22 protein-coding genes and 1 pseudogene are annotated in these 24,749 nt (G+C 71.8%); 13 read left to right on the forward strand and 10 right to left on the reverse strand.

Going from position 1 to position 24,749, the window contains the following annotated elements; genetic code table 11:
* Positions 1-117 precede the first annotated feature (117 nt).
* The 3 genes from ACIG5E_RS03710 to ACIG5E_RS03720 form a co-directional block, all read right to left on the reverse strand.
* Positions 118-1,452 (reverse strand): MFS transporter, encoded by a 1,335-nt coding sequence (locus tag ACIG5E_RS03710; RefSeq protein WP_396531244.1) that lies wholly within the window; start codon positions 1,450-1,452, stop codon positions 118-120.
* Between the two features lie 116 nt (positions 1,453-1,568).
* Complete coding sequence (locus ACIG5E_RS03715; protein WP_396531245.1) at positions 1,569-2,651, reverse strand: inositol-3-phosphate synthase; 1,083 nt, start codon at positions 2,649-2,651, stop codon at positions 1,569-1,571.
* Between the two features lie 127 nt (positions 2,652-2,778).
* Positions 2,779-3,495: a PadR family transcriptional regulator gene (locus ACIG5E_RS03720; RefSeq protein WP_396531246.1), complete on the reverse strand. Its 717-nt coding sequence runs from the start codon at positions 3,493-3,495 to the stop codon at positions 2,779-2,781.
* A gap of 515 nt (positions 3,496-4,010) precedes the next feature.
* On the opposite strand from ACIG5E_RS03720, the gene ACIG5E_RS03725 reads away from it, so the two are divergent.
* Positions 4,011-6,482 (forward strand): transglycosylase domain-containing protein, encoded by a 2,472-nt coding sequence (locus ACIG5E_RS03725; protein ID WP_396531248.1) that lies wholly within the window; start codon positions 4,011-4,013, stop codon positions 6,480-6,482.
* Positions 6,483-6,642: 160 nt separating this feature from the next.
* Complete coding sequence (locus tag ACIG5E_RS03730) at positions 6,643-8,226, forward strand: glycosyltransferase family 87 protein (RefSeq protein WP_396531249.1); 1,584 nt, start codon at positions 6,643-6,645, stop codon at positions 8,224-8,226.
* A gap of 10 nt (positions 8,227-8,236) precedes the next feature.
* Here ACIG5E_RS03730 and ACIG5E_RS03735 read toward each other — a convergent pair whose 3' ends face one another.
* From ACIG5E_RS03735 to ACIG5E_RS03745, 3 genes are all read right to left on the reverse strand, one after another.
* Positions 8,237-9,271: an alanine racemase gene (locus tag ACIG5E_RS03735; RefSeq protein WP_396531250.1), complete on the reverse strand. Its 1,035-nt coding sequence runs from the start codon at positions 9,269-9,271 to the stop codon at positions 8,237-8,239.
* Positions 9,272-9,284: 13 nt separating this feature from the next.
* Positions 9,285-10,403: a lipid II:glycine glycyltransferase FemX gene (locus tag ACIG5E_RS03740; protein ID WP_396531251.1), complete on the reverse strand. Its 1,119-nt coding sequence runs from the start codon at positions 10,401-10,403 to the stop codon at positions 9,285-9,287.
* Positions 10,404-10,572: 169 nt separating this feature from the next.
* Entirely contained in the window at positions 10,573-10,872 is a 300-nt protein-coding gene (locus ACIG5E_RS03745; protein ID WP_396531252.1) for a hypothetical protein, read from the reverse strand.
* 319 nt (positions 10,873-11,191) lie between these two features.
* Here ACIG5E_RS03745 and rpsF point away from each other — a divergent pair, with 319 nt between their 5' ends.
* From rpsF to rplI, 4 genes are all read left to right on the forward strand, one after another.
* A complete protein-coding gene (gene rpsF, locus ACIG5E_RS03750) occupies positions 11,192-11,482 on the forward strand; it encodes a 30S ribosomal protein S6 (RefSeq protein WP_360502466.1) in 291 nt (96 codons plus the stop codon).
* A gap of 96 nt (positions 11,483-11,578) precedes the next feature.
* Entirely contained in the window at positions 11,579-12,181 is a 603-nt protein-coding gene (locus ACIG5E_RS03755; protein ID WP_396531254.1) for a single-stranded DNA-binding protein, read from the forward strand.
* A gap of 78 nt (positions 12,182-12,259) precedes the next feature.
* Entirely contained in the window at positions 12,260-12,496 is a 237-nt protein-coding gene (gene rpsR, locus ACIG5E_RS03760) for a 30S ribosomal protein S18 (protein ID WP_030059640.1), read from the forward strand.
* A gap of 17 nt (positions 12,497-12,513) precedes the next feature.
* Complete coding sequence (gene rplI / locus ACIG5E_RS03765) at positions 12,514-12,960, forward strand: 50S ribosomal protein L9 (protein WP_030278278.1); 447 nt, start codon at positions 12,514-12,516, stop codon at positions 12,958-12,960.
* A gap of 77 nt (positions 12,961-13,037) precedes the next feature.
* On the opposite strand, the gene ACIG5E_RS03770 is transcribed toward rplI, so the two are convergent.
* Positions 13,038-14,372: an MATE family efflux transporter gene (locus tag ACIG5E_RS03770; RefSeq protein ID WP_396531255.1), complete on the reverse strand. Its 1,335-nt coding sequence runs from the start codon at positions 14,370-14,372 to the stop codon at positions 13,038-13,040.
* A 452-nt stretch (positions 14,373-14,824) separates the two neighbouring features.
* Between ACIG5E_RS03770 and dnaB the strand changes: the two genes are divergently transcribed.
* Positions 14,825-16,441, forward strand: coding sequence for a replicative DNA helicase (gene dnaB / locus ACIG5E_RS03775; protein WP_396531256.1), 1,617 nt, complete (start codon positions 14,825-14,827; stop codon positions 16,439-16,441).
* 48 nt (positions 16,442-16,489) lie between these two features.
* On the opposite strand, the gene ACIG5E_RS03780 is transcribed toward dnaB, so the two are convergent.
* Together ACIG5E_RS03780 and manA are read right to left on the reverse strand one after the other, a co-directional pair.
* A complete protein-coding gene (locus tag ACIG5E_RS03780; protein ID WP_396531257.1) occupies positions 16,490-17,710 on the reverse strand; it encodes a GNAT family N-acetyltransferase in 1,221 nt (406 codons plus the stop codon).
* 130 nt (positions 17,711-17,840) lie between these two features.
* Positions 17,841-19,043: a mannose-6-phosphate isomerase, class I gene (gene manA / locus ACIG5E_RS03785; protein WP_396531258.1), complete on the reverse strand. Its 1,203-nt coding sequence runs from the start codon at positions 19,041-19,043 to the stop codon at positions 17,841-17,843.
* A 341-nt stretch (positions 19,044-19,384) separates the two neighbouring features.
* On the opposite strand from manA, the gene ACIG5E_RS03790 reads away from it, so the two are divergent.
* Positions 19,385-20,152: a polyprenol monophosphomannose synthase gene (locus ACIG5E_RS03790; RefSeq protein WP_396531259.1), complete on the forward strand. Its 768-nt coding sequence runs from the start codon at positions 19,385-19,387 to the stop codon at positions 20,150-20,152.
* Between the two features lie 77 nt (positions 20,153-20,229).
* Here ACIG5E_RS03790 and ACIG5E_RS03795 read toward each other — a convergent pair whose 3' ends face one another.
* The gene (locus ACIG5E_RS03795; protein ID WP_396531260.1) at positions 20,230-20,640 is read right to left on the reverse strand and encodes a winged helix-turn-helix transcriptional regulator; all 411 of its coding nucleotides are present in this window, start codon (positions 20,638-20,640) and stop codon (positions 20,230-20,232) included.
* 107 nt (positions 20,641-20,747) lie between these two features.
* Here ACIG5E_RS03795 and ACIG5E_RS03800 point away from each other — a divergent pair, with 107 nt between their 5' ends.
* The 5 genes and pseudogenes from ACIG5E_RS03800 (at position 20,748) to ACIG5E_RS03820 (ending at position 24,701) form a co-directional block, all read left to right on the forward strand.
* Positions 20,748-21,395, forward strand: coding sequence for an FMN-dependent NADH-azoreductase (locus tag ACIG5E_RS03800; protein WP_396531262.1), 648 nt, complete (start codon positions 20,748-20,750; stop codon positions 21,393-21,395).
* Positions 21,396-21,505: 110 nt separating this feature from the next.
* Positions 21,506-22,444, forward strand: coding sequence for an MBL fold metallo-hydrolase (locus ACIG5E_RS03805; protein WP_396531263.1), 939 nt, complete (start codon positions 21,506-21,508; stop codon positions 22,442-22,444).
* A 50-nt stretch (positions 22,445-22,494) separates the two neighbouring features.
* On the forward strand, positions 22,495-23,079 hold the full coding sequence (locus ACIG5E_RS03810) for a molybdenum cofactor guanylyltransferase (RefSeq protein ID WP_396531264.1): 585 nt from the start codon (positions 22,495-22,497) through the stop codon (positions 23,077-23,079).
* A gap of 135 nt (positions 23,080-23,214) precedes the next feature.
* Positions 23,215-23,496, forward strand: a pseudogene (locus tag ACIG5E_RS03815) (DUF6457 domain-containing protein); the annotation flags it as partial.
* Positions 23,493-24,701: a molybdopterin molybdotransferase MoeA gene (locus ACIG5E_RS03820; protein WP_396531265.1), complete on the forward strand. Its 1,209-nt coding sequence runs from the start codon at positions 23,493-23,495 to the stop codon at positions 24,699-24,701. The pseudogene ACIG5E_RS03815 and the gene ACIG5E_RS03820, both read left to right, overlap by 4 nt.
* Positions 24,702-24,749 lie beyond the last annotated feature (48 nt).

A 24,749-nucleotide genomic window follows, 5' to 3' on the forward strand; every position in this document is an offset into this window, starting at 1 on the left:
CCGAGTGCTGTCGCTCCGACAGGTTTACGTACCTTAGCGACTGGGTCGGACGCAATCGGTCCCGAGTCCGCAAGGGATATCGGGACGCGGTGGTTTCGATTCCGGTACCGGACGGTTTCAGTGGACGTCGCCGGGGAGCGGTCCGGACCGGCGGGCGGCTCGCAGGTAGAGCACCGCGGTCAGCGCGTACACCACGGACACCCCGACGACCACCGTGACCGAGCGGCCGGACAGCGGCAGTACCAGCGCGGTGACCAGGGCGGCGGCCACGAAGGCGACGTTGAACAGCACGTCGTAGATGGCGAAGACCCGGCCGCGGAACTCGTCCTCGACCGACTCCTGCACCACGGTGTCGGCGCAGATCTTGGTGCCCTGGGTGACCACCCCGAGCAGCAGGGCGGCGGCCAGGCAGGGGATCGGGGCGAAGAACAGGCCCAGCGCGGGGACGAAGACCACCGGGGCGAGCAGGCAGACCGTCATCCAGCCAGCCAGGCCGAGCCGGCGGGTGCACCAGGGGCTGACCACCGCGGCGATGAAGAACCCGGCGGCCGACAGGCCGACCGCCTGGCCGAGGGTGGCCAGCCCGGCCGCGCTGTCGGTCGGGTCGTTGAAGGTGTACCGGGCGAGCATCACCACGACCACGATCAGCACGCCGTAGCAGAACCGGGCCGCGGTGACGGCGGCCAGCGCGTGCACGGCGGGGCGGCAGTCCCGCACCAGGTGGCGGACGGCGGCGCCGAGTTCGACGGCGGCCCGCTTCAGCGCCTGGCCGAGCGCGGGGTGGTCGCCGTGCCGCTCCGGGCCGAGCAGGTCGCGGTCCATCCGGCGGGCGGCCAGCGCGGCCGAGAGGTAGAGCAGCGAGGCGACGGTGACCAGCGCGGCGTCCGCCTTCGGCCCGGGCGCCATCACCTGGTGCAGCAGGAAGCCGATGCCCCCGCCCGAGGCGGCGGCGACCGTCCCGAGGGTGGGGGAGAGGGCGTTGGCGGTGACCAGGGTGTCCTGCTCGACCACCCGCGGCAGGGCGGCGGACAGGCCGGCCAGGATGAACCGGTTGAGCGCGGTGACCAGCAGCGCCGAGGCGAAGAACAGCCAGGTCGGCGCCTCGACCAGGAGCAGTGCCCCGGTGCCCAGCCCCAGCCCGAAGCGGGCCAGGTTGCCGAAGTAGAGCACCTGGCGGCGGCGCCAGCGGTCCAGCAGCACCCCGGCGAACGGGCCGATCACCGAGAACGGCAGCAGCATCACGGCCAGCACCGAGGCGATGTCGGCGGGGGAGGACTGCTTCTCGGGGGAGAAGACCACGTAGGCGGCGAGCGAGACCTGGAAGACGCCGTCCGAGAGCTGGGAGAGCACCCGGGCGGTGAGCAGTCGACGGAAGTCCCGGCCACGGAGCAGACCGAGGAGCGTGGCGCGTTGCGCGGACTGGTGGGTGCTGCCGTTCTCGGTGATCGCCACCCGCTCAGAGTGCCATGGAACCGGTCGCCGTTTCACGTGAAACATTCGCTGCGGAAACGTGAAGGGCTCACGATCGGATGATCGTGAGCCCTTCGGTCGCGTTATGAGCGGTCAGCTCAGCGCTCGACCTCGCCGCGGATGAACTTCTCGACGTTCTCCTTGGCCTCGTCGTCGAAGTACTGCACCGGCGGGGACTTCATGAAGTACGAGGAGGCCGACAGGATCGGGCCGCCGATGCCGCGGTCCTTGGCGATCTTCGCGGCGCGCACGGCGTCGATGATGACACCCGCGGAGTTCGGGGAGTCCCAGACCTCGAGCTTGTACTCCAGGTTCAGCGGGACGTCGCCGAACGCGCGACCCTCAAGACGGACGTAGGCCCACTTGCGGTCGTCCAGCCAGGCCACGTAGTCCGAGGGACCGATGTGGACGTTCTTGGCGCCCAGCTCGCGGTCGCGGATCTGCGAGGTGACGGCCTGGGTCTTGGAGATCTTCTTGGACTCCAGGCGCTCGCGCTCGAGCATGTTCTTGAAGTCCATGTTGCCGCCGACGTTCAGCTGCATGGTGCGCTCGAGGATGACACCGCGGTCCTCGAACAGCTTGGCCATCACGCGGTGCGTGATGGTGGCGCCGACCTGGGACTTGATGTCGTCACCGACGATCGGCACGCCGGCCTCGGTGAACTTGTCCGCCCACTCCTTGGTGCCCGCGATGAACACCGGCAGGGCGTTCACGAAGGCGACCTTGGCGTCGATGGCGCACTGGGCGTAGAACTTGGCCGCGGCCTCGGAGCCGACGGGCAGGTAGCAGACCAGGACGTCGACCTGCTTGTCCTTGAGGACCTGGACGACGTCGACCGGGGCCTCGTCCGACTCCTCGATGGTCTCCCGGTAGTACTTACCCAGGCCGTCGAGGGTGTGGCCACGCTGGACGGTCACGCCGGTCGGCGGGACGTCGCAGATCTTGATGGTGTTGTTCTCGCTGTTGCCGATGGCGTCGGCCAGGTCGAAGCCGACCTTCTTGGCGTCGACGTCGAAGGCCGCGACGAACTCCACGTCACGGACGTGGTAGTCACCGAACTGGACGTGCATCAGCCCGGGGACCTTGCCGGCCGGGTCGGCGTCCTTGTAGTACTCGACACCCTGCACCAGCGACGCGGCGCAGTTGCCCACGCCCACGATGGCTACGCGAACCGAACCCATTCCGGTTGCTCCCTGTGATCTCATGAGGGCCGTCGAGGTCGACGGCACTCGTCCTGCTTCTTCGAATGACTGCTTGTACGGGCGCGAGGCGCCCACTCCTGCCGCGTGGCACAGGGCTGACGCGGTGTCAGCGCTCCTGGGCGGAGCGCCCCGGGCGGTCGTACGGTGGCCCGGACGGGTCGGGGGACCCGGTCTCCTGGCCACGGCCGTCCGAAGTCGTGTGGGGTACGGCGGTGGTGCTGGGGTTCCCGGTGGGCGCGCCGGTGGCGGGCCCGGTCCGGCCGGTGCGGTTGGCCCGTTCGGTCTCGATCAGCTCGTTGAGCCACCGGACCTCGCGTTCCACCGACTCCAGGCCGTGCCGCTGGAGTTCGACGGTGTAGTCGTCGAACCGTTCGCGGGCGCGGGCCAGCGAGCTGCGCATCCGCTCCAGGCGCTCCTCCAGCCGGCTGCGGCGTCCCTCCAGGACGCGCATCCGGACGGCCCGGTCGGTCTGACCGAAGAAGGCGAAGTGGACGCCGAAGCGCTCGTCCTCCCACGCGTCCGGACCGGAGTCGGCGAGCAGCTCCTCGAAGCGCTGCTTGCCCTCGGGGGAGAGCCGGTAGACGATCTTCGACCGCTTGCCGTTGAGCGCGGTGGCCGGGACGTACTCGACGTCCGGGTTGTCCTCGACCAGGAAACCCTGGGCGACCAGGCTCTTCAGACACGGGTAGAGCGTTCCGTAGGAGAGCGCCCGCAGCGCTCCGAGCAGGATGTTGAGCCGCTTGCGCAGCTCGTAACCGTGCATCGGGGCGTCATGGAGCAGGCCGAGAACGGCGAACTCCAGCACTCCTGAGCGTCTGCCCACTGCCGTCGTCCTCCTCCCTCTCGACCTTCGCTCCGGCCGCTGCACCGGCGGTATACCGCTTCGATGTATCGGCTCGATATATCGAGAACAGTAAACCCGACCCCCGGAACGGGCAAGGGGGGCACGCGTGAATGTGATCACAAGCCGACGCGCGGGTGGGGTTGGCAACGGGCATGTAATGATCTGTCGCCGTTTTGCGGTTATTGGCGGCTGATGCCCGATTAGTTGTGATTCAGCGCTGCGTACGCTGTCGCGTGTGCACGAGGACCAACCTCCGGGGTTAGGGCGGTCCGGGCATCGGACAGGAACCCTGCCTTCAGGTCGTCATGGCCTGGCGAGGAGTGGCTGAGAACATGAGCGAGCGACGGCGAAGGACGCCCAACCCGGGCGGTGACGGGCAGCAGCCCCCGGGAGGCGGAGGTCGTCGGGGTGGTCCCGGACCCGACGAGCTGGCTTCGGACGGGCTCGGCCGCCGACGCCAGCCGGGCGTCCGGGAGACCGCCCAGCAACCCCGGATGACCCGCGCCGAGATGCGCAAGGCCGCGCAGAAGAAGGGCAAGGGGGGCGGCGGCCGGCGCGGAGCCGCCGCCGCTTCCGCCGCGGCCGCCGCCGGCCCGGGCAAGAAGCGCTTCATCGACTACCCGCGGTTCGGCAAGACCGGCGTCCGGCGCTGGCTGCCGTCCTGGAAGCAGTGGCTGAGCACCTTCCTGCTGTTCTTCGCCACCGGCGTGGGCGTCGTGTTCTACCTCTACCAGACCACCACGGTCCCGCAGCTCAAGGACCTGGTGAAGGAGCAGAACACCATCTACTACTGGGCCGACGGCACGGAGATGACGCGCAAGGGCGACACCAACCGCCAGATCGTCGAACTGAGCGACATCAGCCCCAACCTGCAGAACGCCGTCATCTCGGCCGAGAACGAGACCTTCCGCACCGACAGCGGCATCGACCCCAAGGGCATGCTGCGCGCCGTCTACAACATGGCGAAGGGCGGCGAGACCCAGGGCGCCTCGACGATCACCCAGCAGTACGTCAAGAACGCCTACCTCAGCCAGGAACAGACCATCAGCCGCAAGCTGAGGGAGTTCTTCATCACGCTGAAGATCAATCAGACGACGAGCAAGGACGACATCCTCAAGGGCTACCTCAACACCAGCTGGTTCGGCCGCAACGCCAACGGCGCCCAGGCCGCCGCCCAGGCATACTACGGTGTCAACGCAAAGGACCTGAACCTCTGCCAGAGCGCCATGCTGGCCGGTCTGCTGAAGGGTGCGAACTACTACGACCCCTCCAAGCCGGCCAACCACGACCGCGCCGTGGGGCGTTGGAACTGGATCCTGGACCGGATGGTGATCACCCACAACGCCACTCCGGAGGACCGGGCGAAGTGCACCACCTTCCCCGAGCCGATCCCGGTGAAGGCCAGCTCCAACATGAACGGTGAGATCAGCTACCTGGTCGACACCGTCAACCAGTACGTGATGACCACCGACAAGTCGATCACCCAGCAGATGATCGACAAGGGCGGCCTGAAGATCTACACCACCTTCGAGAAGGACAAGGTCGACGCCCTGAAGAAGGCCGTCGACGACGTCAAGGCCGAGAACCTCGACCCGCAGAAGCGCCCCAACAACGACACCTTCGTCCAGTTCGGCGCCGCCAGCATCCGCCCCGGCGACGGCGCGATGGTCGCCATCTACGGCGGCGACGGCGTGGAGAACGGCCACTTCGACAACAACGCCAATGCCACCGGTGTCCAGGTCGGCTCGACCTTCAAGCCCTTCGTGCTGGCCACCGCGATGCAGGTGGGCGTGCAGACCGCGAAGGACAGCGACGGCAAGCCGAAGCGGATCAACGCCGACAGCCGCTACCTCGCCGACGACATGTCCGAGATCCGCAAGCCGGACGGCTCGCTGGTGATCGGCGACGACGGCAAGCCCTACCGGCAGAAGAACGAGGACTCCGGCAAGCGCGGCTACGTCTCGCTGCGGCAGGCCATGCAGTGGTCGTACAACGTGCCCTTCGTCCAGCTCAACCAGGACGTCGGCGGCCCCGCCGTGGCCGACATGGCCGTGCAGATGGGCATCAAGCGGGACAGCCTGGCCGACCCGAAGACCGCGACCTTCCCGCTCGGCACCTCCACCATCAGCCCGATCCGGATGGCCACCGGCTACGGCACCCTGGCGGCCAGCGGCAAGGAGGCCGAGCCCTACTCGGTCACCAAGGTCGAGGTGGACGGCAAGGAGCGCCCGGGCTTCGGCAAGAAGGACGTCAAGGTGGCGCTGGAGCCGGCCGTCGCCGACAACGTCACCGACGTGCTGGTGAACGTGGCCAAGAACGGTACCGGTGTGAAGACCAACTCGCTGGGCCGCCCGGTGGCCGGCAAGACCGGTACCACCGACGAGAACAAGTCGGCCTGGTGGGTCGGCTACACCCCGCAGCTGGTCACCAGCGTCGCGATGTGGCGCGAGGACCCGAGCAAGCACGACCGGGAGTCGCTCAACGGCACCGGCGGCCAGAAGTCCATCCACGGTGGTGACATCCCCACCGACATCTTCACCCGGTACATGAAGGCCGCGCTGGCCAACGAGAAGAAGATGGACTTCCCGACCCCGCAGCCGGTCGGCACCGAGGTGGACTCCTCGGGCGCGCCGTCCACGGCCACGGCGACGCCCACCCAGACCGTGACGGAGACGCCGTCGGCCCCGGCCCAGACCCAGGCGCCGGTCCAGCAGCCGACCCAGCAGCCGACCCAGCCCGGCCAGGGCGGGAACTGCGTGCCGGGCGTGGACTGCCAGCCGACCCAGCAGCCGACCCACGGCGGGCACACCCCGAAGCCCACGGACACCAGCTGCACCCTCATCTTCGGCTGTCCGTCGACGCCGACGCCCACGGACACCACCAGCAGCAAACCGGGTGGCGGCGGCAAGCCGACCCCGACCAGCACCAGCGGCGGCATGCAGGGTGGCGGAGCGGCCGGGCAGTAGCCCGGTCCGGCCGGTGACACGGTGAAACGGCGGTGGCGGTCCTCCTGGGAGGGCCGCCACCGCCGTTTCGTCACGATTCGCCGCCCGCGCCCCACCCGCACCGCCGGAGCACGCGGGGTCCTCCTCGTCCCGGTGCATCCGGTGCGGCAGGATGTCCGGCATGACGTCGAGCGATCGTGACGAAACCGCCGGCCCGCACGGGCCCGGCGCCGCCGCAGGGCCCACCCCGGCAGCCGTCGCCACGGCCGCGCCACCGGCCAACACCGTGGTCGTCCCGGCCGACGAGGACCGGGTGGCGGCGGCCGGCAGCGAGGTGTTCGGCGGCCCGCCCGGCCGGCGGGCGCTGCTCGGCGTCTCCTGGTGGATCCCGGTGCGCGTCCTGGCGCTGGTGGTGATCGTGGTCTCGGCGCTCGGCATGGTGCACGACCTGCCCTGCTACGACCAGGCCTGGTTCCAGCCGGGGTCGCCGCAGTACATCCACGCCTGCTACAGCGACATCCCGCACCTGTTCTCCGGCCGCGGCTTCTCCGCCGGACTGCACCCGTACGTGGACCGCATCCCCGGCACCACGGGGGACCTGCAGTACCTCGAGTACCCGGTGCTGACCGGCCTGTTCATGCAGGTCGCGGCCTGGCTGACGCCCGGCGGCGGCACCGAGCAGGCCCAGGAGCAGTGGTTCTGGGCGATCAACGCCGGGCTGCTGATGGCCTGCGCGGTGGTCGCCGCGGTCGCGCTCTCGCGCACCCACCGCCGCCGCCCCTGGGACGCGACGCTGTTCGCGCTCTCGCCGGTCCTGCTGCTCAACGGCACCGTCAACTGGGATCTGCTCGCGGTCGCCCTGGCCGCCGTGGCGATGGCCTGGTGGGCCCACTCCCGGCCGGGCTGGGCCGGCGTCTTCATCGGCCTGGCCACCGCGGCCAAGCTCTACCCGCTGCTGCTGCTCGGCCCGCTGCTGGTGCTCTGCTGGCGGGCCGGGAAGTGGCGCGAGTTCCGGGTGGTGCTCGGCGGCGCGGTGGGAGCCTGGCTGGTGGTCAACCTGCCGATCATGCTGGCCAACTGGCAGGGCTGGTCGACCTTCTACGTCTTCAGCAAGCACCGCGGCGAGGACTACGGATCGTTCTGGCTGATCCTGATGCAGAACCGCGGGGTGGGGCTGGCCGACCTCGACCTCTACATCGGCGTGCTGATGGTGCTGGGCTGCGCGGCCATAGCGTGGCTCGGCCTCTCGGCGCCCCGCCGGCCGCGGTTCGCGCAGCTGGCCTTCCTGGTGGTCGCGCTGTTCGTGCTGGTCAACAAGGTGTACTCGCCGCAGTACGCGCTCTGGCTGCTGCCGCTCGCGGCGCTGGCCCGGCCGCGCTGGCGCGACATCCTGATCTGGCAGGCCTGCGAGGTGCTGTACACCCTGGGCATCTGGTCCCACCTGGGCTTCGTCACCGGGCCCAAGCAGCACGGGATCGGCGAGCCCTGGTACCACTTCGCGATCGTGCTGCACCTGCTGGGCACGCTCTACCTGGTCGTGCTGGTGGTCCGCGACGCCCTCCACCCGGACCGCGACCCGGTCCGCTGGGACGGCAGCGACGACCCCTCCGGCGGGGTGCTCGACCACGCCCCGGACGCGTTCACGCTCGGCACCGCCCGGCACCTGCACGAGGACGAGAGCTACGCCGGATACGCGCCGGCCGGCTCCTTCGAGCAGTGGCTGGAGGAACCACGGCTGTCGGAGCCGGCCGAGAAGCAGCCCTAGCTCAAGGGCTCTAGCGGTCCACCACGCGGTCGAAGTGCGTGGTGGTGTGCCGGACCTGGAGGCCCAGCTCCTCGCCGATCGCGGGGGGCGCGGTCTCCCCGTCCAGGAACAGCAGCGAGACCTGCATGTGCGGCGGCTCGGCGAACCAGAGCTGCTTGCCCGCCCAGTGGAACGGCGACTTGGTCTTGTTGACGGTCGCCAGGCCGGCCCGGGCGATGCCCTTGGCCCGGGCGCCCATGCTCGCCACGTACTTGGGCGCCTCCAGGCCGATGCCGTGCGCGGTGCCGCCGGCGACCACCAGGATGTGGCCGTCGGCGGGCGCCGGGTGCTGGCGGTAGCCGTAGCGGTCGCCCTTCTTCACCGGGGTGACGTCCAGCACCGTGGCCCGGACCTCCAGGGCGCCGTGGTCGCCCAGCCAGAGCCGGGTGCCGATCCGGGCCCGGAAGACGGTGTCCGGGTAGCGCTGGGCCAGCTGGTCCATGCCGGCCGCGCCCAGGTGGCTGACGAAGACGGTGTGCACCGGGATGCCGGCCGCCTTCGCGGTGTCCACCCAGTAGACGACCTCCTCGACCGGGCTGGAGCCGTCCGGCCGGTCCATCGGCAGGTGCAGCGCGAGGCCCTCGAAGGAGACGCCGTCCAGCTCGGCGGCGACGGTGCGCAGGTCGGCCGCGCTCACGCCGTGCCGGCGCATGGTGGTCATGCATTCCAGCACCACCCGGGCGCCGTGCAGCGCGCGCAGCGCGTCCACGCTGGCCACCGTCCGGATCACCCGGGCGTGCGGCAGCGGGAGAACCTCCTCGCCGACCCGGTAGGGGGTGAGCACCAGCAGCTCGCCGCCGTACCACTCGGCGGCGTCGGCCGCCTCGTAGGCGGTGCCGACGGCCAGCACCCCGGTGCCGAGCAGCGTCGCCTCCTCGGCCAGCCGGTGGTTGCCCAGGCCGTAGCCGTTCCCCTTGGCGACCGGCACCAGTCCGGGGAACTCGGCGAGGACGGAGCGTTGGTGGGTCCGCCAGCGTTCGGTCTCGAGGTAGAGCGACAGCGTCATCGGGGCAGCCTCCTCAGCGGCGGGACATGTAGAGGTCGAGGGCCTTGTGCAGCAGCTTGTTCAGCGGGAAGTCCCACTCGCCGAGGTACTCGGCCGCCTGGCCGCCGGTGCCGACCTTGAACTGGATCAGACCGAACAGGTGGTCGTTCTCGTCCAGGGTGTCACTGATGCCGCGCAGGTCGTACACGCCGCCGCCGAGGGCGTAGGCGTCGCGCATCATCCGCCACTGGATCGCGTTGGAGGGCTTGACCTCGCGCTTGTGGTTGGCCGAGGCGCCGTAGGAGTACCAGACGTGCTCGCCGACCACCAGCATCGTGGTCGAGGCCAGCGGCTCGCCCTCGTGGTAGGCGATGTAGAGCCGCATCCGGTTCGGGTCCTCGGCGTTGAGGGCGTTCCACATGCGCTGGAAGTAGGCCAGCGGGCGCGGGGTGAACTTGTCGCGCTCGGCGGTGACCAGGTACAGCTGGTGGAAGATCGGCAGCTCGTCGTAGCCGCCCTGGACGACCTCGACGCCGCTCTTCTCGGCCTTCTTGATGTTGCGGCGCCAGAGCTGGTTGAAGCCCTTCTGGATGTCGTCCAGCGAGCGGTTGGCCAGCGGCACCTGGTACACGTAGCGCGGCTGGACGTCGCCGAAGCCGGCCCCGCCGTCCTCGCCCTGCAGCCAGCCGGCCTTGCGCAGCCGGTCGGCCACCTCGAAGGCGCGCGCCTCGTACCAGTCGGCCTCGATGTCGCGCAGGCGCTTGGCCTGCTTCGCGGCGATCGCCTCCTTGATGGTGGGGGCGTTCCAGCGGCGGATGACGACCGGCGGGCCCATCTTCACCGAGAAGGCGCCCTGCGACTTCAGGTGCGCCAGCATCGGGGAGAGCCAGCGGTCGAGGTCGCGGTCGAACCAGTCGATCACCGGGCCCTCGGGCAGGTAGGCGAGGTAGCGCTTGACCTTCGGCAGCTGGCGGTAGAGGACCAGACCGGCGCCGACCAGCTGGTTGTGCTCGTCGAACCAGCCGATCGACTCGGAGCGCCACTCGGCCTTGACGTCACCCCAGGCCGGCACCTGCATGTGGCTGGCCGAGGCGCGGCTCCTGATGAAGGCGAGGTGCTCCTCGCGGGTGATCGTCCTCAGGCGAAGGCTCATTGCTCGGTGCTCCTCGTCGGTCGGGCTGCGGTGGCCCCAGGTTCTCGGGCTGACCTTATCGTCCGGGGCCCGGGCGCCCGCCGCTGCGGGCACGACGGCGCCCCCGTCGGGTACCTGTCCCTACTGCAGATACGCGACGGGGGCGCCGAGGGTTCCTGGGGCGGTGCGGTCAGCCCCAGAGTCCGCCGCGGGCGATGCCGAGGTAGAAGCCGATCGCGGCGGCGCCGAGCGTGATCATCAGGACGAAGCGTTCGGCGGTGGTGACCGAGACGAACACGCCCCACAGGCCGGTGACGATCCCGGCCAGGCCGGTCCACGAGGTCAGCAGGTGCAGGTTGTGGAAGAACGACGTGGTGAAGGCGATCACGCCCAGCACGGCGGTCAGTGCCACCAGGGTGTTCTCGCGGGGGTGCGGGTGGCCGTCGGTGTTCAGCGTGAGCGCGGGCATGCGGTGGACGGACTGGGCCATGTGTCCCACCTCCAGGCGTGGAGACGAACGGGCAGGAATCCCGTTCCGTCCAGATTGCGGCGGTTGGGTCCGTCTCACAACCCCTATGCGTTTTGTTCGGCCGTCCGGGTGCGGGTAGGCTGTGCCGTCTGCACTGGTGTAGTTGTGCCCCCTTGCGCCCTCTTCCGGGTGACACCCTCTTTCGGGTGGGCGGGGCCCGACTGTCCGACCCGGCCGCTACGGTGGGCCGGAGTCGTCACCGCACCGGTGCCGACGCTACGCACAACCCTCCTGCCACGGAGAGACCGTGGCCGCTGAGTCCAAAGGAGGTGGGTTACTCATGCGTCACTACGAGCTGATGGTCATCCTCGACCCCTCGGTTGAGGAGCGCGCTGTCGCCCCCCTGATCGAGAACTTCCTCACCGTCGTCCGCAACGGCGGCGGCAAGGTCGAGAAGGTCGACACCTGGGGTCGCCGCCGTCTGGCTTACGAGATCAACAAGCAGTCCGAGGGCATCTACTCGGTCATCGACCTCAAGGCCACGCCTGAGGTCGTCAAGGAGCTCGACCGCCAGATGGGCCTGAGCGAGTCGGTTCTGCGGACCAAGGTCCTGCGCCCGGACACCCACTGAGCCACCTCTGAGGCCTTCGGGTCTCGGGTAGCTCGCGTCCGCTGTTTCACGTGAAACAGCGGTGAACGGACATCTTCCCGAGAGGTCATCACCACCATGGCAGGCGAGACCGTCATCACCCTCGTCGGCAATCTCGTCGACGACCCCGAGCTGCGCTTCACCCCGTCGGGTGCGGCGGTCGCGAAGTTCCGCATCGCGTCCACCCCCCGCACCTTCGACCGTCAGACGAACGAGTGGAAGGACGGCGAGAGCCTCTTCCTCACGTGCAACGTCTGGCGTCAGCCGGCGGAGAACGTGGCCGAATCGCTGCAGCGAGGCATGCGCGTCATCGTGCAGGGCCGACTGCGCCAGCGGTCTTACGAGACCAAGGAAGGCGAGAAGCGGACGGTCTTCGAGGTCGAGGTCGACGAGGTCGGCCCGAGCCTGCGGTCGGCGACCGCGAAGGTCACCCGGGCCAACCGGTCCGGCGGCCCCGGTGGCGGCTTCGGCGGCCAGCAGGGCGGCGGCCAGGGCGGTTGGAGCGGCGGTGGCGGCCAGCAGGGCGGCGGCGGCTGGGGTGGAAACTCCGGCGGCGGCCAGTCCGGCCCCTCCGACGACCCGTGGGCGTCCAGCGCCCCGTCCGGTGGTGGCAACCAGGGTGGCGGCGGCTGGGGCGGTGCCCCGTCCGGCGGCGGCTACTCGGAAGAGCCCCCGTTCTAGAGCTGACAGATTTCGTGCGGCCCGGCCGCAGGCGTCCCCGGACGCCGGTCGGGCCGTGAACCCCAAATGGAGCACACCATGGCGAAGCCGCCTGCTCGCAAGCCGAAGAAGAAGGTTTGCGTCTTCTGCAAGGACAAGGTCAACTACGTTGACTACAAGGACACGAACCTGCTGCGGAAGTACATCTCCGACCGCGGAAAGATCCGTGCCCGCCGGGTCACCGGCAACTGCACCCAGCACCAGCGTGACGTCGCCACGGCCGTGAAGAACAGCCGTGAGATGGCGCTGCTGCCCTACACCAGCACCGCGCGCTAAGAGAGGGTGACCGAGTAATGAAGATCATCCTCACGCACGAGGTGCCGGGTCTCGGCTCCGCCGGCGAGGTCGTCGAGGTCAAGGACGGCTACGCCCGCAACTACCTGGTCCCGCGTGGCTACGCCATCCGCTGGACCAAGGGTGGCCAGAAGGACGTCGACGCCATCCGTCGCGCCCGCAAGATCCACGAGATCCAGACCCTCGACGCCGCCAACGACGTCAAGGGCAAGCTCGAGGGCGTCCAGGTCAAGCTGGCCGTTCGCTCGGGTGACGCCGGCCGCCTGTTCGGTTCGGTGACCCAGGCCGACGTCGTCGAGGCCATCAAGGCCGCCGGCGGCCCGGCTGTGGACAAGCGCGCCGTCGCGATCGCCTCGCCGATCAAGACCGTGGGCACCCACAAGGTCTCGGTCAAGCTGCACTCGGACGTCGTGGCCAACCTCGACGTCGCCGTCGTGGCTGCCTGAGTTCCGTAGCAGTGGCCTGAGGGCCGGACTCCGCGAGGAGTCCGGCCCTCGGTCGTTCCCGGGGCAGGGACGCGCGGTCAGCCGCGGACGGCGCCGGTGACCAGCCAGCAGCCGCCGCGGGCGCGGGCGACCAGGAAGACCGCACGGACCAGCATGAACAGGTTCATCGCCCACCACAGCCCGGCCAGCCCGGTGCCGGTGGCCGGCACCGCGAGGGCCGCCGGGGTGAACACCGCCAGGGTCGCGAGCGCCGCCAGGGCGAGGTACGGGCCGTCCCCGGCGCCCATCAGCACGCCGTCCAGCACGAAGACCAGCCCGGCCACCGGCTGGCTGAGCGCGAGCAGCAGCAGGGCGGTGTGCAGCTGCCCCTGGACCACCGGATCCGGCGTGAACAGCGGGACGTACAGCGGCCGGGCGAGCACCACCAGCAGGCCGAGCACCACCCCGGAGCCGAGGCCCCACTCGACCATCCGCCGGGTGGCCGCCCGGGCGCCCGGGGCGTCCGAGGCACCCAGGTAGCGGCCGATGATGGCCTGCCCGGCGATCGCGATGGCGTCCAGCGCGAAGGCCAGGAAGCTGAACAGCGTCATGGTGATCTGGTGCGCGGCCACCTGGTCGTCGCCGAGCCGGGCGGCCACCGCGGTGGCGATCATCAGCACCGCGCGCAGGCTGACCGTCCGGACCAGCAGCGGGCCGCCGGCCCTGGCACCGGCCCGGATGCCGGCCGGGTCCGGCCGCAGCGAGGCCTGCTCCCGGCGGGCGCCGCGGACCACCACGACCAGGTAGACGGCGGCCATCCCGGTCTGCGCCAGCACGGTGCCCCAGGCCGAGCCCGCCACCCCGAGCCCGGCGCCGTACACCAGGCCGGCGTTCAGGCCGATGTTGGCGGTGAAGCCCGCGACGGCCACCACCAGCGGCGTGCGGGTGTCCTGGAGGCCGCGCAGCACGCCGGTGGCGGCCAGCACCAGGAGCATCGCCGGGATGCCCAGCGAGCTGATCCGCAGGTACGTCACGGCGTACGGCGCCGCGGTCGGCGAGGCGCCCAGCACCCCGGCGGCCCAGGGCGCCAGCAGCAGGGTGAGCAGGACCACCGGCACGGCGAGGGCGAGGGCGAGCCAGAGGCCGTCGACGCCCTGCTGGACGGCGCCCCGGCGGTCCCCGGCGCCGATCCGGCGGGCCACCGCGGCGGTGGTGGCGTAGGCCAGGAAGACGAACACCCCGGTCGCGGTGGTGAGGGCGGCGGAGGCGACGCCGACCCCGGCGAGCTGGGGGGTGCCGAGGTGGCCGACGATCGCGGAGTCGGCCATCAGGAACAGCGGCTCGGCGACCAGTGCGCCGAAGGCGGGCACCGCCAGGGCGAGGATCTCGCGGTCGTGGCTGCGTCTGGAGGGCTCGGAGGGGGCGGCGCGCATGCGCTCCAGGGTACTCATCCACAGGTAACAGGCCAAAGGCCCAGTCGATCATTACTCGAAAGAACGGGCGACCCACTCCGCCCGGTCCGTGCCCACAGCCGTCCGGCTGTGTGTGAAGAATTTCTCATGCACAGGCCCTGTAAGAGGTAATCGCAGGTCAACAGGTTGACGGCGGATCGATCGTCCGGTTATCCACAGGAGCTTCCACAGGGGTGTCCACAGCTTTGCGGCAGTTCTCCACAGCCCGGGGCCACTCGTCCACACCCCCTGTGGATAACCACCTTGGCGCGAGGGCGTCCGGCGCCTTAGCGTGGGCCATCCACCCGACATTCCCACCGGCCCCGGCGTCCGATTTGTCGGGGCCGTGGCGTACAAAAGGAGCGGCTCCGCTCCACCCAGCCACCGGCAAGGCCTGCTCCAACTTCGCACCACTCGCTGATCGGGGAACACGCGTGACCGGCCCCCAGTACGACGACCACGACGCCCCGCCGCCGGAGGAGGACTGGCAGACCGCCGAGGACCCCTTCCCGGCCGGCGCCTTCGACGACGCCCCCTTCCCGGACGGGCCCGGCGACCGGCTCCCGGTCTCCCGCAACCGCGGCAACGGCCAGGGCGGCGGCCAGGGGGGCGGTCGGGGCGAGGGCTTCCGCAAGGGCGGCGCCGGGTTCGTCAACGGCGGCAAGAAGGGTGACCGCCGGGACGACCGCGATCGCAGGGACGACGAGGGCCAGGGCGGCGTCGACGGCTTCGAGCGCGTCCCCCCGCAGGACCTCGCCGCCGAGCAGTCCGTCCTGGGCGGCATGCTGCTGTCCAAGGACGCCATCGCCGACGTGGTCGAGGTGCTCAAGCCGGCCGACTACTACCGGCCCGCGCACGAGATGGTCCACGGCGCGATCCTCGACCTGTACGCCCGCGGCGAGCCGGCCGACCCGATCACCGTGGCCGGCGAGCTCACCAAGCGCGGCGAGCTGCAGCGCGTCGGTGGCGCCTCCTACCTGCACACCCTGGTCAACTCCGTCCCGACCGCGGCCAACGCGGAGTACTACGCCCAGATCGTCCACGAGCGCGCCGTGCTGCGCCGCCTGGTCGAGGCCGGCACCCGGATCGCCGGCATGGGCTACGCGGCCGAGGGCGACGTGGACGAGATCGTCAACGCCGCCCAGGCGGAGATCTACGCCGTCACCGAGCAGCGCACCAACGAGGACTACGCGCCGCTGGCCGACATCATGGAGGGCGCCCTCGACGAGATCGAGGCGATCGGCTCCCGCAACGGCCAGATGTCCGGCGTGCCGACCGGCTTCGCCGACTTCGACCAGCTCACCAACGGCCTGCACCCCGGTCAGATGATCGTCATCGCGGCCCGTCCCGCCATGGGTAAGTCCACCCTCGCGCTGGACTTCGCCCGGGCCTGCTCGATCCACCACAAGCTGCCCAGCGTGATCTTCTCGCTCGAAATGGGCCGCAACGAGATCGCCATGCGCCTGCTCTCCGCCGAGGCCCGGGTCGCGCTGCACCACATGCGCTCCGGCAACATGACGGACGACGACTGGACCAGGGTCGCCCGCCGGATGCCCGACGTCAGCGAGGCTCCGCTGTTCATCGACGACTCGCCGAACCTGTCGATGATGGAGATCCGCGCCAAGTGCCGCCGGCTCAAGCAGCGCAACGACATCAAGCTGATCGTCATCGACTACCTCCAGCTGATGCAGTCCGGCGGTTCCCGCCGGGCCGAGAACCGTCAGCAGGAGGTCTCGGACATGTCCCGAAACCTGAAGCTGCTGGCCAAGGAGCTGGAAGTCCCGGTCATCGCGCTGTCCCAGCTGAACCGTGGTCCCGAACAGCGCACCGACAAGCGGCCGATGGTCTCCGACCTGCGAGAGTCCGGCTCGATCGAGCAGGACGCCGACATGGTCATCCTGCTGCACCGCGAGGACGCCTACGAGAAGGAGTCCCCGCGCGCGGGCGAGGCCGACCTGATCGTCGCCAAGCACCGTAACGGTCCGACCGCCACCATCACGGTGGCCTTCCAGGGCCACTACTCGCGCTTCGTCGACATGACCAGGGACTGACCCACCGCCGTGGTCACCCGAACCGGTGACCACGGCGGTTCGGGCGGGTCAGAACCAGTGCAGGCAGTGCGGGGGGCGCTCGGCGCGGAACAGGGCGTCGGCCAGGGCGGCCGCCTCCGGGCGGTGGGCCCGGATGTGCCCGGCCCGCACCAGGGTGCTCGGGGCGGTGCCGCCGAGGTAGATCGAGCCGAGGTCCCGCACGTCCAGCGAGAGGTCGGGCTCCCGGTCGGTCGGGACGCACTCGGCCTTGCCGTCCCGGACGGTCAGCAGGTGGCGGGCGCGCTCGCCGAGGAACGGGTCGTCGACGTCGAGGACGAGCTCGCCGTCCACGAACCAGCCGCGTGCGGTCAGGGCACCCGGGACGTCCAGCAGCCGCACCCAGAGCCAGTCGGTGTCGTAGTTCGGCTCGGCGGCGCGGAAGTCCGCGAGCTGCCAGCGCAGCGGGTGCCCGGGCGGGAAGTGCTTGAAGAGCACCTGGGTGACCAGGTCGTGGCCGAGCAGGAACCGGACCAGGGCCGTGGTGACGGCGTCGTCGGCGGCGATGGTCTCGTCGACCTTCAGGGTCTCGCCGTCGAGGGTGTAGGTGGCGTACCCGTCCGGGAGGCCGTCGGCGTCCCGGTGGACGGCGACGTAGCGCGGCGCCCGGGCGACCGGCGGCTGCCCGGCGCCCAGGGCCCACCAGCGGTGCGGCCGGGAGAGCGCGCCGGGCTGGGCGCGGCGGTAGCGGTCGTAGACCTCCTCCAGGAGGTCCCCGCACTCGGCGCGCCGCAGCACCTCGACCGTTCCGGGGGCCGGCGCGTCGGCGGCGCCGCGCGCCCGGGGGAGGTCGAAGCCGGCGCCGTGGCGCGCGACCTTCAGGTTCCCGGTGTAGGTCGCCGGGCCGTAGCCGAACCGGCCGTAGATCGGGGCCTCGGAGGCCAGCAGCACGGAGAGGAACTCCCCGCGGGCGCGCAGCTCGGCGAGCTGGTGCCGCTGCAGCGCGGTGAGCACGCCCCGGCGCCGGTGGGTGGGCAGGACGCCGACGTGGCTCACGCCGGAGACCGGGGTGACCGTCCCGCCGGGCAGGGTGAGTTCGAAGGAGTACGCGCCGGCGGTGCCGACCGGCCGCCCGTCCTCCGCCACCGCGAGCAGGCTGCGGTCCGGTTCGACCGCCGCCCACCAGACGCCGCTGCCGTCCTCGGCCGGGGTCTCCGGGAAGCGGCCGAACGCGGTGTGGAGCGTGTCGACGAAGACGTCGAGGTCCTGATCGGTCGTGGAACGGATGTCCATTGCTGCCGCTGCCTCCCCTGGGTAAGGCCCCACGGTGCGTGGCGCCCGGGACAGTCCAACCTCGACCGGCGTCCCGATCAACCGAATTTCGGGCCGCTCCCTCGGCGCCGTACCGGCCGGGCGGCGGCCGTCAGACCGTGACGGTGGCGCGGAAGAGGGTGCTGCCGGTGCCGGAGAGGCGGGTCGCGGTGCCGGTGGCCGGGAGGAAGGCGGACTGGCCGCGGGCGAGGTCGAGCACGGCGCCGTCGGCGGCGGTGAGGCGTACGGCGCCCTCGGTGCAGAGCAGGATCTGCGGGGTGCGGCCGTCGATCTCGCGCTCGACGCCGTCCAACTCGAAGCGGGAGAGCCGGAATTCGTCGATCGGGACGGGGTAGAGCTGCTCGCCGGGAGTCGCCTCGACCCGGACGGGGTGCACCACCTCGGGGGCGCCGGGCTCGAAGAGCACGACCTTGAGCAGCTCCGGCACGTCGATGTGCTTGGGGGTCAGCCCGGCCCGCAGCACGTTGTCCGAGTTGGCCTGCAGCTCCACGCAGACGCCGGACAGGTAGGCGTGCGGCACCCCGGCGCCCAGGTAGAGCGCCTCACCGGCCCGCAGCCGGACGTGGTTGAGCAGCATGCCGACGATCACGCCGCGGTCGTCCGGGAAGTCCTCGGCGATCTTGGCGTACGGGGCGTGCTCGCCGTCCGGGGCCGCCACGGCGAGCGCCGCGACGGTCTCCCGGACGGTCCGCTCGGCGGTCGCGTCGTCCATGGTGAGCACGGCGGACAGGGCGCCGCGCAGCGCCTCGGCCGCGGCGTCCCCGGTGTCCTCGACCGACAACAGCTTGATCAGCGGCTCCAGCCCGGGCACCGCGAGGGCGGCCATCAGCGCGGCCGCCTCGGCGGGCCGGCGGAAGCCGCACAGGCCCTCGAACTCGCCCAGCGCGCACACCATTTCGGGCTTGTGGTTGGCGTCGCGGTAGCTGCGCTCGGGGGCGTCCAGCGGGAGGCCGAGGGCGTTCTCGGCGGCGAAGCCGGCCCGGGCCTGGTCCAGCGTGGGGTGGGCCTGGATGGACAGCGGGAGGCCCGCGGCGAGCACCTTGAACAGGAACGGCAGGCTCGGGCCGAAGCGGGCCGTGCTCGCCGCGCCGAGTTCGCCCTCGGGGTCGGCCGCGATCAGCTCGTCCAGCCGTCGCGGGCCCTCGCCGCGGTCGGCGCGGGACGGGTCGCCGGGGTGGGCGCCCATCCACAGCTCGGCCTGCGGTTCACCGGTCGGTTCCTGCCCCAGCAGCTCGGGCAGGGCCGTGAGCGACCCCCAGGCGTACGGGCGGACGGTGTTGACGAGCCTGTCCATGCGCGCGGTCCTACTCCTTCGCTGACGGGGGCGGCCCCGGACGTTCCGAGTCCGGATCGCCGGGGCGGCCCGGCGATCCGGGCGGGTCCGGGCACGAGCAAGGGCATCGACCCTAGCCGACGGTGGTCGCCCGCGGGGAAACGGTGGGCACCAGGTGGGAGTGTGGTGGTCCGACCAGCGGTTCCCGGGCGCGGTAGTAGGATGCCAGGACGCAGTAGTCTCCGCCCTCCGCAGCATTCTCCACCGTGGTCATCCCGTCGGCGGGCTGTCGGCGGGGCCGCGTTCCAGAGTGCGGGCGACGGTGTTCTGACACTCCCCGCCATCGGCCGAGAGGTTTGTACGTGACCGTGAACCAGCAGAGTTTTGCTGATCTCGGCAGGGTCCTGGTGATCATCCCGACCTACAACGAGGCGGAGAACGTCGAGCGGATCGTCGGCCGGGTCCGCGCCTCGGTGCCCGAGGCGCACGTGCTGGTCGCCGATGACAACAGCCCCGACGGCACCGGCGAGCTGGCCGACAAGCTGGCCACCGAGGACGAGAACGTCCACGTCATGCACCGCAAGGGCAAGGAGGGCCTGGGCGCCGCCTACCTCGCGGGCTTCCGCTGGGGCATCGACAACGGCTACGACGTCCTGGTCGAGATGGACGCGGACGGCTCGCACCAGCCCGAGGAACTGGACCGGCTGCTGAACGCGCTGCGCGGCGCCGACCTGGTGCTCGGCTCGCGCTGGGTGCCGGGCGGCCGGGTGGTGAACTGGCCGAAGTCGCGGCTGCTGCTCTCCCGCGCCGGCTCCACGTACTCGCGGCTGATGCTGGGCGTGCCGATCCGGGACGTCACCGGCGGCTACCGGGCCTTCCGCAAGGAGACCCTGCTGGGCCTGGGCATGGACGAGGTGGCCTCGGCCGGGTACTGCTTCCAGGTCGACCTGGCCTGGCGCACGGTGAAGGCGGGCTTCAAGGTCGCCGAGGTGCCGATCACCTTCGTCGAGCGCGAGCTCGGCGCGTCCAAGATGAGCCGCAACATCGTGGTCGAGGCGCTCTGGCGGGTGACCTCCTGGGGCATCGCCGACCGGGTGGCCCGCGTGCGCCGTGGCGCCGCCAAGCACTGAGTCGTCGTGCCGAAGGGCCCGTCCGCCGTTCAACGGCGGACGGGCCCTTCGGCGTGTCCGGGGGCGGTCGGGGCCGGTCAGCAGCCGCCCCTGAGGGCGCTCTCCGGCAGGTAGCGGTCGGCCCAGACGGCCAGTTCGGTGAGGGCCGGCTTCAGCGCGACGCCGCCCTCGGTGAGCCGGTAGCTGACCCGCAGCGGGGGGCCGGGGTCGACCTCGCGGACGACCAGTCCGGCCTCGGTCAGTTCGGTCAGCCGGTCGGAGAGCATGCGCTCGCTGATGCCCGGGACGGCGCGGCGCAGCTCGGAGAAGTAGGCCGGGCCGCCGTTGTTGAGCACGCCCAGCAGCATGCCGGTCCAGCGCTTGCCGAGCAGGGTGAACACCCGGTTGAGGGCCAGGTCGACCTTGCCGCAGGCGTTGGGGCCCGCGGGGGCGGCGCACGGGTCGACGGCGGTCGGGACTGCGTCGGTGACTACCTCGTGCTCGGCCATGGATCCAGCGTACTCGATAAGTCACTAGTGACTGTAGAAAAGTAAGCTGCTACCGTACTTGCAGCTGCAGCGGAAACAGCAGCTGCTTATTCTCTGGAGGTCCCGCCATGCCCACGCTCCTGCACATCGACTCCTCGGCGCTCACCGACGGCTCCGTCTCCCGCGAGGTCACGGCCGCCTTCCGGGCCGCCTGGGAGGCCGAGCACCCCGGCGGCACGGTGATCCACCGCGACCTCGCCGCCGACCCGATACCGCACCTGGAGGCCGCCGGCATCACCGCCGGGTACCTCCCGGCCGAGGCGCGCAACGCCGAACAGGCCGCCGCCTTCGCGCTGCGCGAGCAGCTGATGGTCGAGCTGGAGTCCGCCGACGCGGTGCTGATCGGCAGCCCGATGTACAACTTCACGATCCCGTCGACCCTCAAGGCCTGGCTGGACCAGGTGATCCTGATGGGCCGCACCGCCGGCGAGGCGCCCTCCGCCAAGGGCACCCCGGTCACCGTGGTCGCCTCTCGCGGCGGCTCGTACGCGCCGGGCGCCCCGCGCGAGCCGTTCGAGTTCGTCACCACCTACCTGGAGAAGGTGCTGGGCGGCGGGCTCGGGCTGGAGGTCGACTTCATCGTCCCGGAGTTCACCCTCGCGGCGTCCGTCCCGGCGCTGGCCGACTTCGTCCCGGCGGCCGCCGAGTCCAAGGCGCAGGCGCTGGAGCTGGCCGCCCGCCGGGCCAAGGAACTGGCCGCCCGCGCCGCAGTGTGACCTGCGCCCGAAGGCGCGCCCGGACGGGCGCGCCTCCCGTGCGATCGGCCGCCGGTACTCCCATGCTGTAGGGCGCAGGAAGTCCGACCGCCGACCAGAGGGAGCAGCCCGTGACGTCGTCCCCGCCCGACGAGAGCGCCGGCGCGGAACGGGCGGATGCCGAGCCCGTCGCGGCTGCCGCCGATGACGCCGGGCACCCGGCCCGGCCGCTCGACGTCGCCGTCTTCACCGGGCCCGAATCGGCCTTCTTCACCACCTCCACGCTGATCCTCGGCGAGCGGACCGCGATCCTGGTGGACGCCCAGCTCACCCGCAGCGCCGGGCGCGAACTGGCCGAGTGGGTCGCGGGCAAGGGCCGCCGGCTGCTCGCCATCGTGGTCACCCACCAGCACCCCGACCACTACTTCGGCGCCGAGGAGGTGCTGAAGCTCTTCCCGGACGCCCAACTGCTGGCCGCACCGGCGGTGGTCGAAGGCATCCAGCGCACCGTCGCGGCGAAGGTCGCCCAGTGGAAGCCGGTCTACGGCGACGACATCCCGGACCACCCGCTGATCCCCGCCCCACTGCTGCCCCAGCCGCTGATGCTCGACCGCCAGGTGATCCCAGTGCTGCTGCTCGGCCAGGCCGACTGCGGGGAGTGCACGGTCGTCCACGTGCCGAGCATCCGGACCGTGATCGCCGGGGACTTCGCCTGCAACGGCACCCACGTGTGGACCGCCGACACCACCCCGGCCCAGCGCACCACCTGGGGCCACAACCTCGACCGGATCGCCGACCTCGGCGTCGACCGGGTCATCGCCGGGCACCGCGCCCCCGAGCAGGGCGACGACGCCGCCCGGGTGCTCGCCTTCACCGGCGAGTACCTGCGGGACTTCGACCGGCTGCTGGCCGAGCACCCGGACGACCCGGAGGCGCTGATCACCGCGATGAACGAGCGGTACGGCGAACTGACCCTGCCGTCCTTCCTGCAGCTGGGCGCGGCCGCGAACACCGCCCGGGCCGCCTCCCCGGAGGCCGAGCCGGACGGGGAGCACGGGGAGGGCGAGTAGGGCGGGAAGGACGGGGACGGGGAGGGCGAGTAGGGCGGGATACTGGCCGCATGACGACGCCGTACGACGTGATCGTTCCGGCGGGCGGCGCGGCCCGGAGGCTCGGCGGGGCCGACAAACCCGGCCTCACCGTGGGGGAGACCACGCTGCTGGACCGGGTGCTCGCCGCCTGCGCGGGCGCCCGGACCACCGTCGTGGTCGGCCCGGCCCGGCCGACCACGCACCAGGGCGTCCACTGGACCAGGGAACAGCCGCCCGGCGGCGGGCCGGTCGCCGCCGTCGCGGCCGGACTCGGCCTGGTCACCGCGGACACCGTGCTGCTGCTCGCTGCCGACCTTCCCTTCCTCGACCGGCGGACGGTGGAACGGCTGGCGTCCGCCCTCGACGAGGCCGGTCCGCACGCGGACGCCGCCGTCCTGGTCGACGCGGGCGGACGCGACCAGCCCCTCACCGCCGCCTACCGCACCGCGCCGCTGCGCGCCGCGCTGGCCGCCCTCGGCGACCCGGCCGGGCAGCCGCTGCGCCGCCTCGTCGGCGGGCTGAACCGGCTGCGGGTGGCCGACACGGACAACGTCGCGTACGACTGCGACACCTGGGAGGACCTGGAACAGGCGAGGGAGCGGGAACGGTCCTGAGCGCCCCGGGGCGCGCGGGCGGGGGAGGGCGGCGGTGACCACGCACCGGGGCGGGAATCTCACCGGGGCCGCCCCCGGGCCGTGAGGGAAACGACGCGCGCCGCACACGGGGCGAACACCTCGGGGAAACCGCCGATCAGGCAGCATGGGCGCATGGAGCGCACGCTGGAAGACTGGATCGCCGAGGTCAAGGCCGACCTGGGCATCGACCTGGACGTGGACGTCCGGGGACTGCTCGACGTGGCCAGGGTGGTCGCGCACGGAGTGGCCCGGCCGGCCGCGCCGCTGACCGCCTTTCTGATCGGCTACGCGGCCGCGCAGCAGGGCGGCGGGTCGGAGGCCGTCGCCGGGGCGGCCCGGCGGACCACGGCGCTCGCCGAGCGGTGGAAGCCCGCCGACGGCTCGGAGGAGCCGTGAGCGCGGTCGGACAGACCACCGTGGCCGCTCCGTCCACCCGCCCCGGCGTGCTGAGCTGGCCGCGCGCCCGGGAGACCGCGCGCCGGGCCGCGCTGCGCCCGCTGCCGGTGGTCGGGCTGCCGCTGGCCGGGGCGCTCGGGCACGTCCTCGCCGAACCGCTCGGGGCGCTGACCGACCTGCCCGCCTTCGACACCTCCGCGATGGACGGCTGGGCGGTCGCCGGGCCCGGGCCCTGGCGGGTCGCCGGGCGGGTGCTGGCCGGTCGTACCGAGGTGGCACCGCTGGCCGACGGCAACGCGGTCGAGATCGCCACCGGCGCCCAACTGCCGCCCGGCGCCACCGCCGTACTGCGCCGCGAGCACGGCAAGGTGGAGGGCACACTGCTGCGCGACCGCGGCCCGCAGCAGCTGACCACCGGTCAGGATGTCCGCCCGCGCGGTCAGGAGTGCCGCCGGGGTGAGGAGTTGCTGCCCGCCGGGACGGTGATCGGGCCGGCCGTGCTCGGCCTGGCCGCCGCCTGCGGTCACGACCGGCTCGCCGTGCGCCGCCGTGCGGTGGTCCAACTGCTCGTGCTGGGCGACGAGTTGCTCGACGTCGGGATCCCCGGTCCGGGGCTGGTCCGGGACGCGCTGGGCCCGCTGCTGCCGCCCTGGCTGCGGGCGGCCGGTGCCGAGGTGGCCGAAGTCCGGTGTGTACGGGACGACTTCGGGCTGCTGCGGGACGCCCTGCGGTACTCCACCGCCGACGTGGTGGTCACCACCGGCGGGACGGCCGCCGGACCGGTGGACTTCCTGCACCGGGCGCTCGCCGAGGTCGGCGCCCGGCTGCTGGTGGACGGCGTGGCCGTCCGGCCCGGGCACCCCATGCTGCTGGCCGAACTCCCCGGCGGGCGCCACCTGGTGGGCCTGCCCGGCAATCCGCTGGCCGCCGTCGCCGGGATGGTCACGCTCGCCCTGCCGCTGCTGCACGCGCGCGGCGGACGGGCCGCCGCCGGCCCGGCGCTCGCCCCCGCGGCCGTCCTGCTGCCCGGGCACCCGGTGGACACCCGGCTGCAGCCGGTGCGGCGCACCGCCGAGGGGGTCGTACCGCTCGCCTTCGACGGGCCCGCGATGCTGCGCGGCCTCGCCCGGGCCGAGGCGCTGGCCGTGATCCCGCCCGGCGGGGCGGCGGCGGGGGAGGTCGTCGAACTGGTGGAGGCACCGTGAGCGGGCGGTGGCGGCACCTCCGGCCGCAGGCCGGGGAGGCGCGAACCA

The sequence above is a fragment of the Kitasatospora sp. NPDC053057 genome (genome assembly GCF_044546945.1).
Lineage (GTDB): Bacteria > Actinomycetota > Actinomycetes > Streptomycetales > Streptomycetaceae > Kitasatospora.

What these genes read in the sequence shown, in the direction of transcription:
- ACIG5E_RS03780 (WP_396531257.1), bottom strand. Translation starts at nt 17,710, where the DNA reads ATGGACATCCGTTCCACGACCGATCAGGACCTCGACGTCTTCGTCGAC.
- ACIG5E_RS03725 (WP_396531248.1), top strand. Translation starts at nt 4,011, where the DNA reads ATGACCCGCGCCGAGATGCGCAAGGCCGCGCAGAAGAAGGGCAAGGGG.
- ACIG5E_RS03755 (WP_396531254.1), top strand. Translation starts at nt 11,579, where the DNA reads ATGGCAGGCGAGACCGTCATCACCCTCGTCGGCAATCTCGTCGACGAC.
- ACIG5E_RS03770 (WP_396531255.1), bottom strand. Translation starts at nt 14,372, where the DNA reads ATGCGCGCCGCCCCCTCCGAGCCCTCCAGACGCAGCCACGACCGCGAG.
- rpsR (WP_030059640.1), top strand. Translation starts at nt 12,260, where the DNA reads ATGGCGAAGCCGCCTGCTCGCAAGCCGAAGAAGAAGGTTTGCGTCTTC.
- ACIG5E_RS03740 (WP_396531251.1), bottom strand. Translation starts at nt 10,403, where the DNA reads ATGAGCCTTCGCCTGAGGACGATCACCCGCGAGGAGCACCTCGCCTTC.
- ACIG5E_RS03745 (WP_396531252.1), bottom strand. Translation starts at nt 10,872, where the DNA reads ATGGCCCAGTCCGTCCACCGCATGCCCGCGCTCACGCTGAACACCGAC.
- ACIG5E_RS03730 (WP_396531249.1), top strand. Translation starts at nt 6,643, where the DNA reads ATGACGTCGAGCGATCGTGACGAAACCGCCGGCCCGCACGGGCCCGGC.
- manA (WP_396531258.1), bottom strand. Translation starts at nt 19,043, where the DNA reads ATGGACAGGCTCGTCAACACCGTCCGCCCGTACGCCTGGGGGTCGCTC.
- ACIG5E_RS03715 (WP_396531245.1), bottom strand. Translation starts at nt 2,651, where the DNA reads ATGGGTTCGGTTCGCGTAGCCATCGTGGGCGTGGGCAACTGCGCCGCG.
- ACIG5E_RS03800 (WP_396531262.1), top strand. Translation starts at nt 20,748, where the DNA reads ATGCCCACGCTCCTGCACATCGACTCCTCGGCGCTCACCGACGGCTCC.
- ACIG5E_RS03795 (WP_396531260.1), bottom strand. Translation starts at nt 20,640, where the DNA reads ATGGCCGAGCACGAGGTAGTCACCGACGCAGTCCCGACCGCCGTCGAC.
- ACIG5E_RS03735 (WP_396531250.1), bottom strand. Translation starts at nt 9,271, where the DNA reads ATGACGCTGTCGCTCTACCTCGAGACCGAACGCTGGCGGACCCACCAA.
- rpsF (WP_360502466.1), top strand. Translation starts at nt 11,192, where the DNA reads ATGCGTCACTACGAGCTGATGGTCATCCTCGACCCCTCGGTTGAGGAG.
- ACIG5E_RS03810 (WP_396531264.1), top strand. Translation starts at nt 22,495, where the DNA reads ATGACGACGCCGTACGACGTGATCGTTCCGGCGGGCGGCGCGGCCCGG.
- rplI (WP_030278278.1), top strand. Translation starts at nt 12,514, where the DNA reads ATGAAGATCATCCTCACGCACGAGGTGCCGGGTCTCGGCTCCGCCGGC.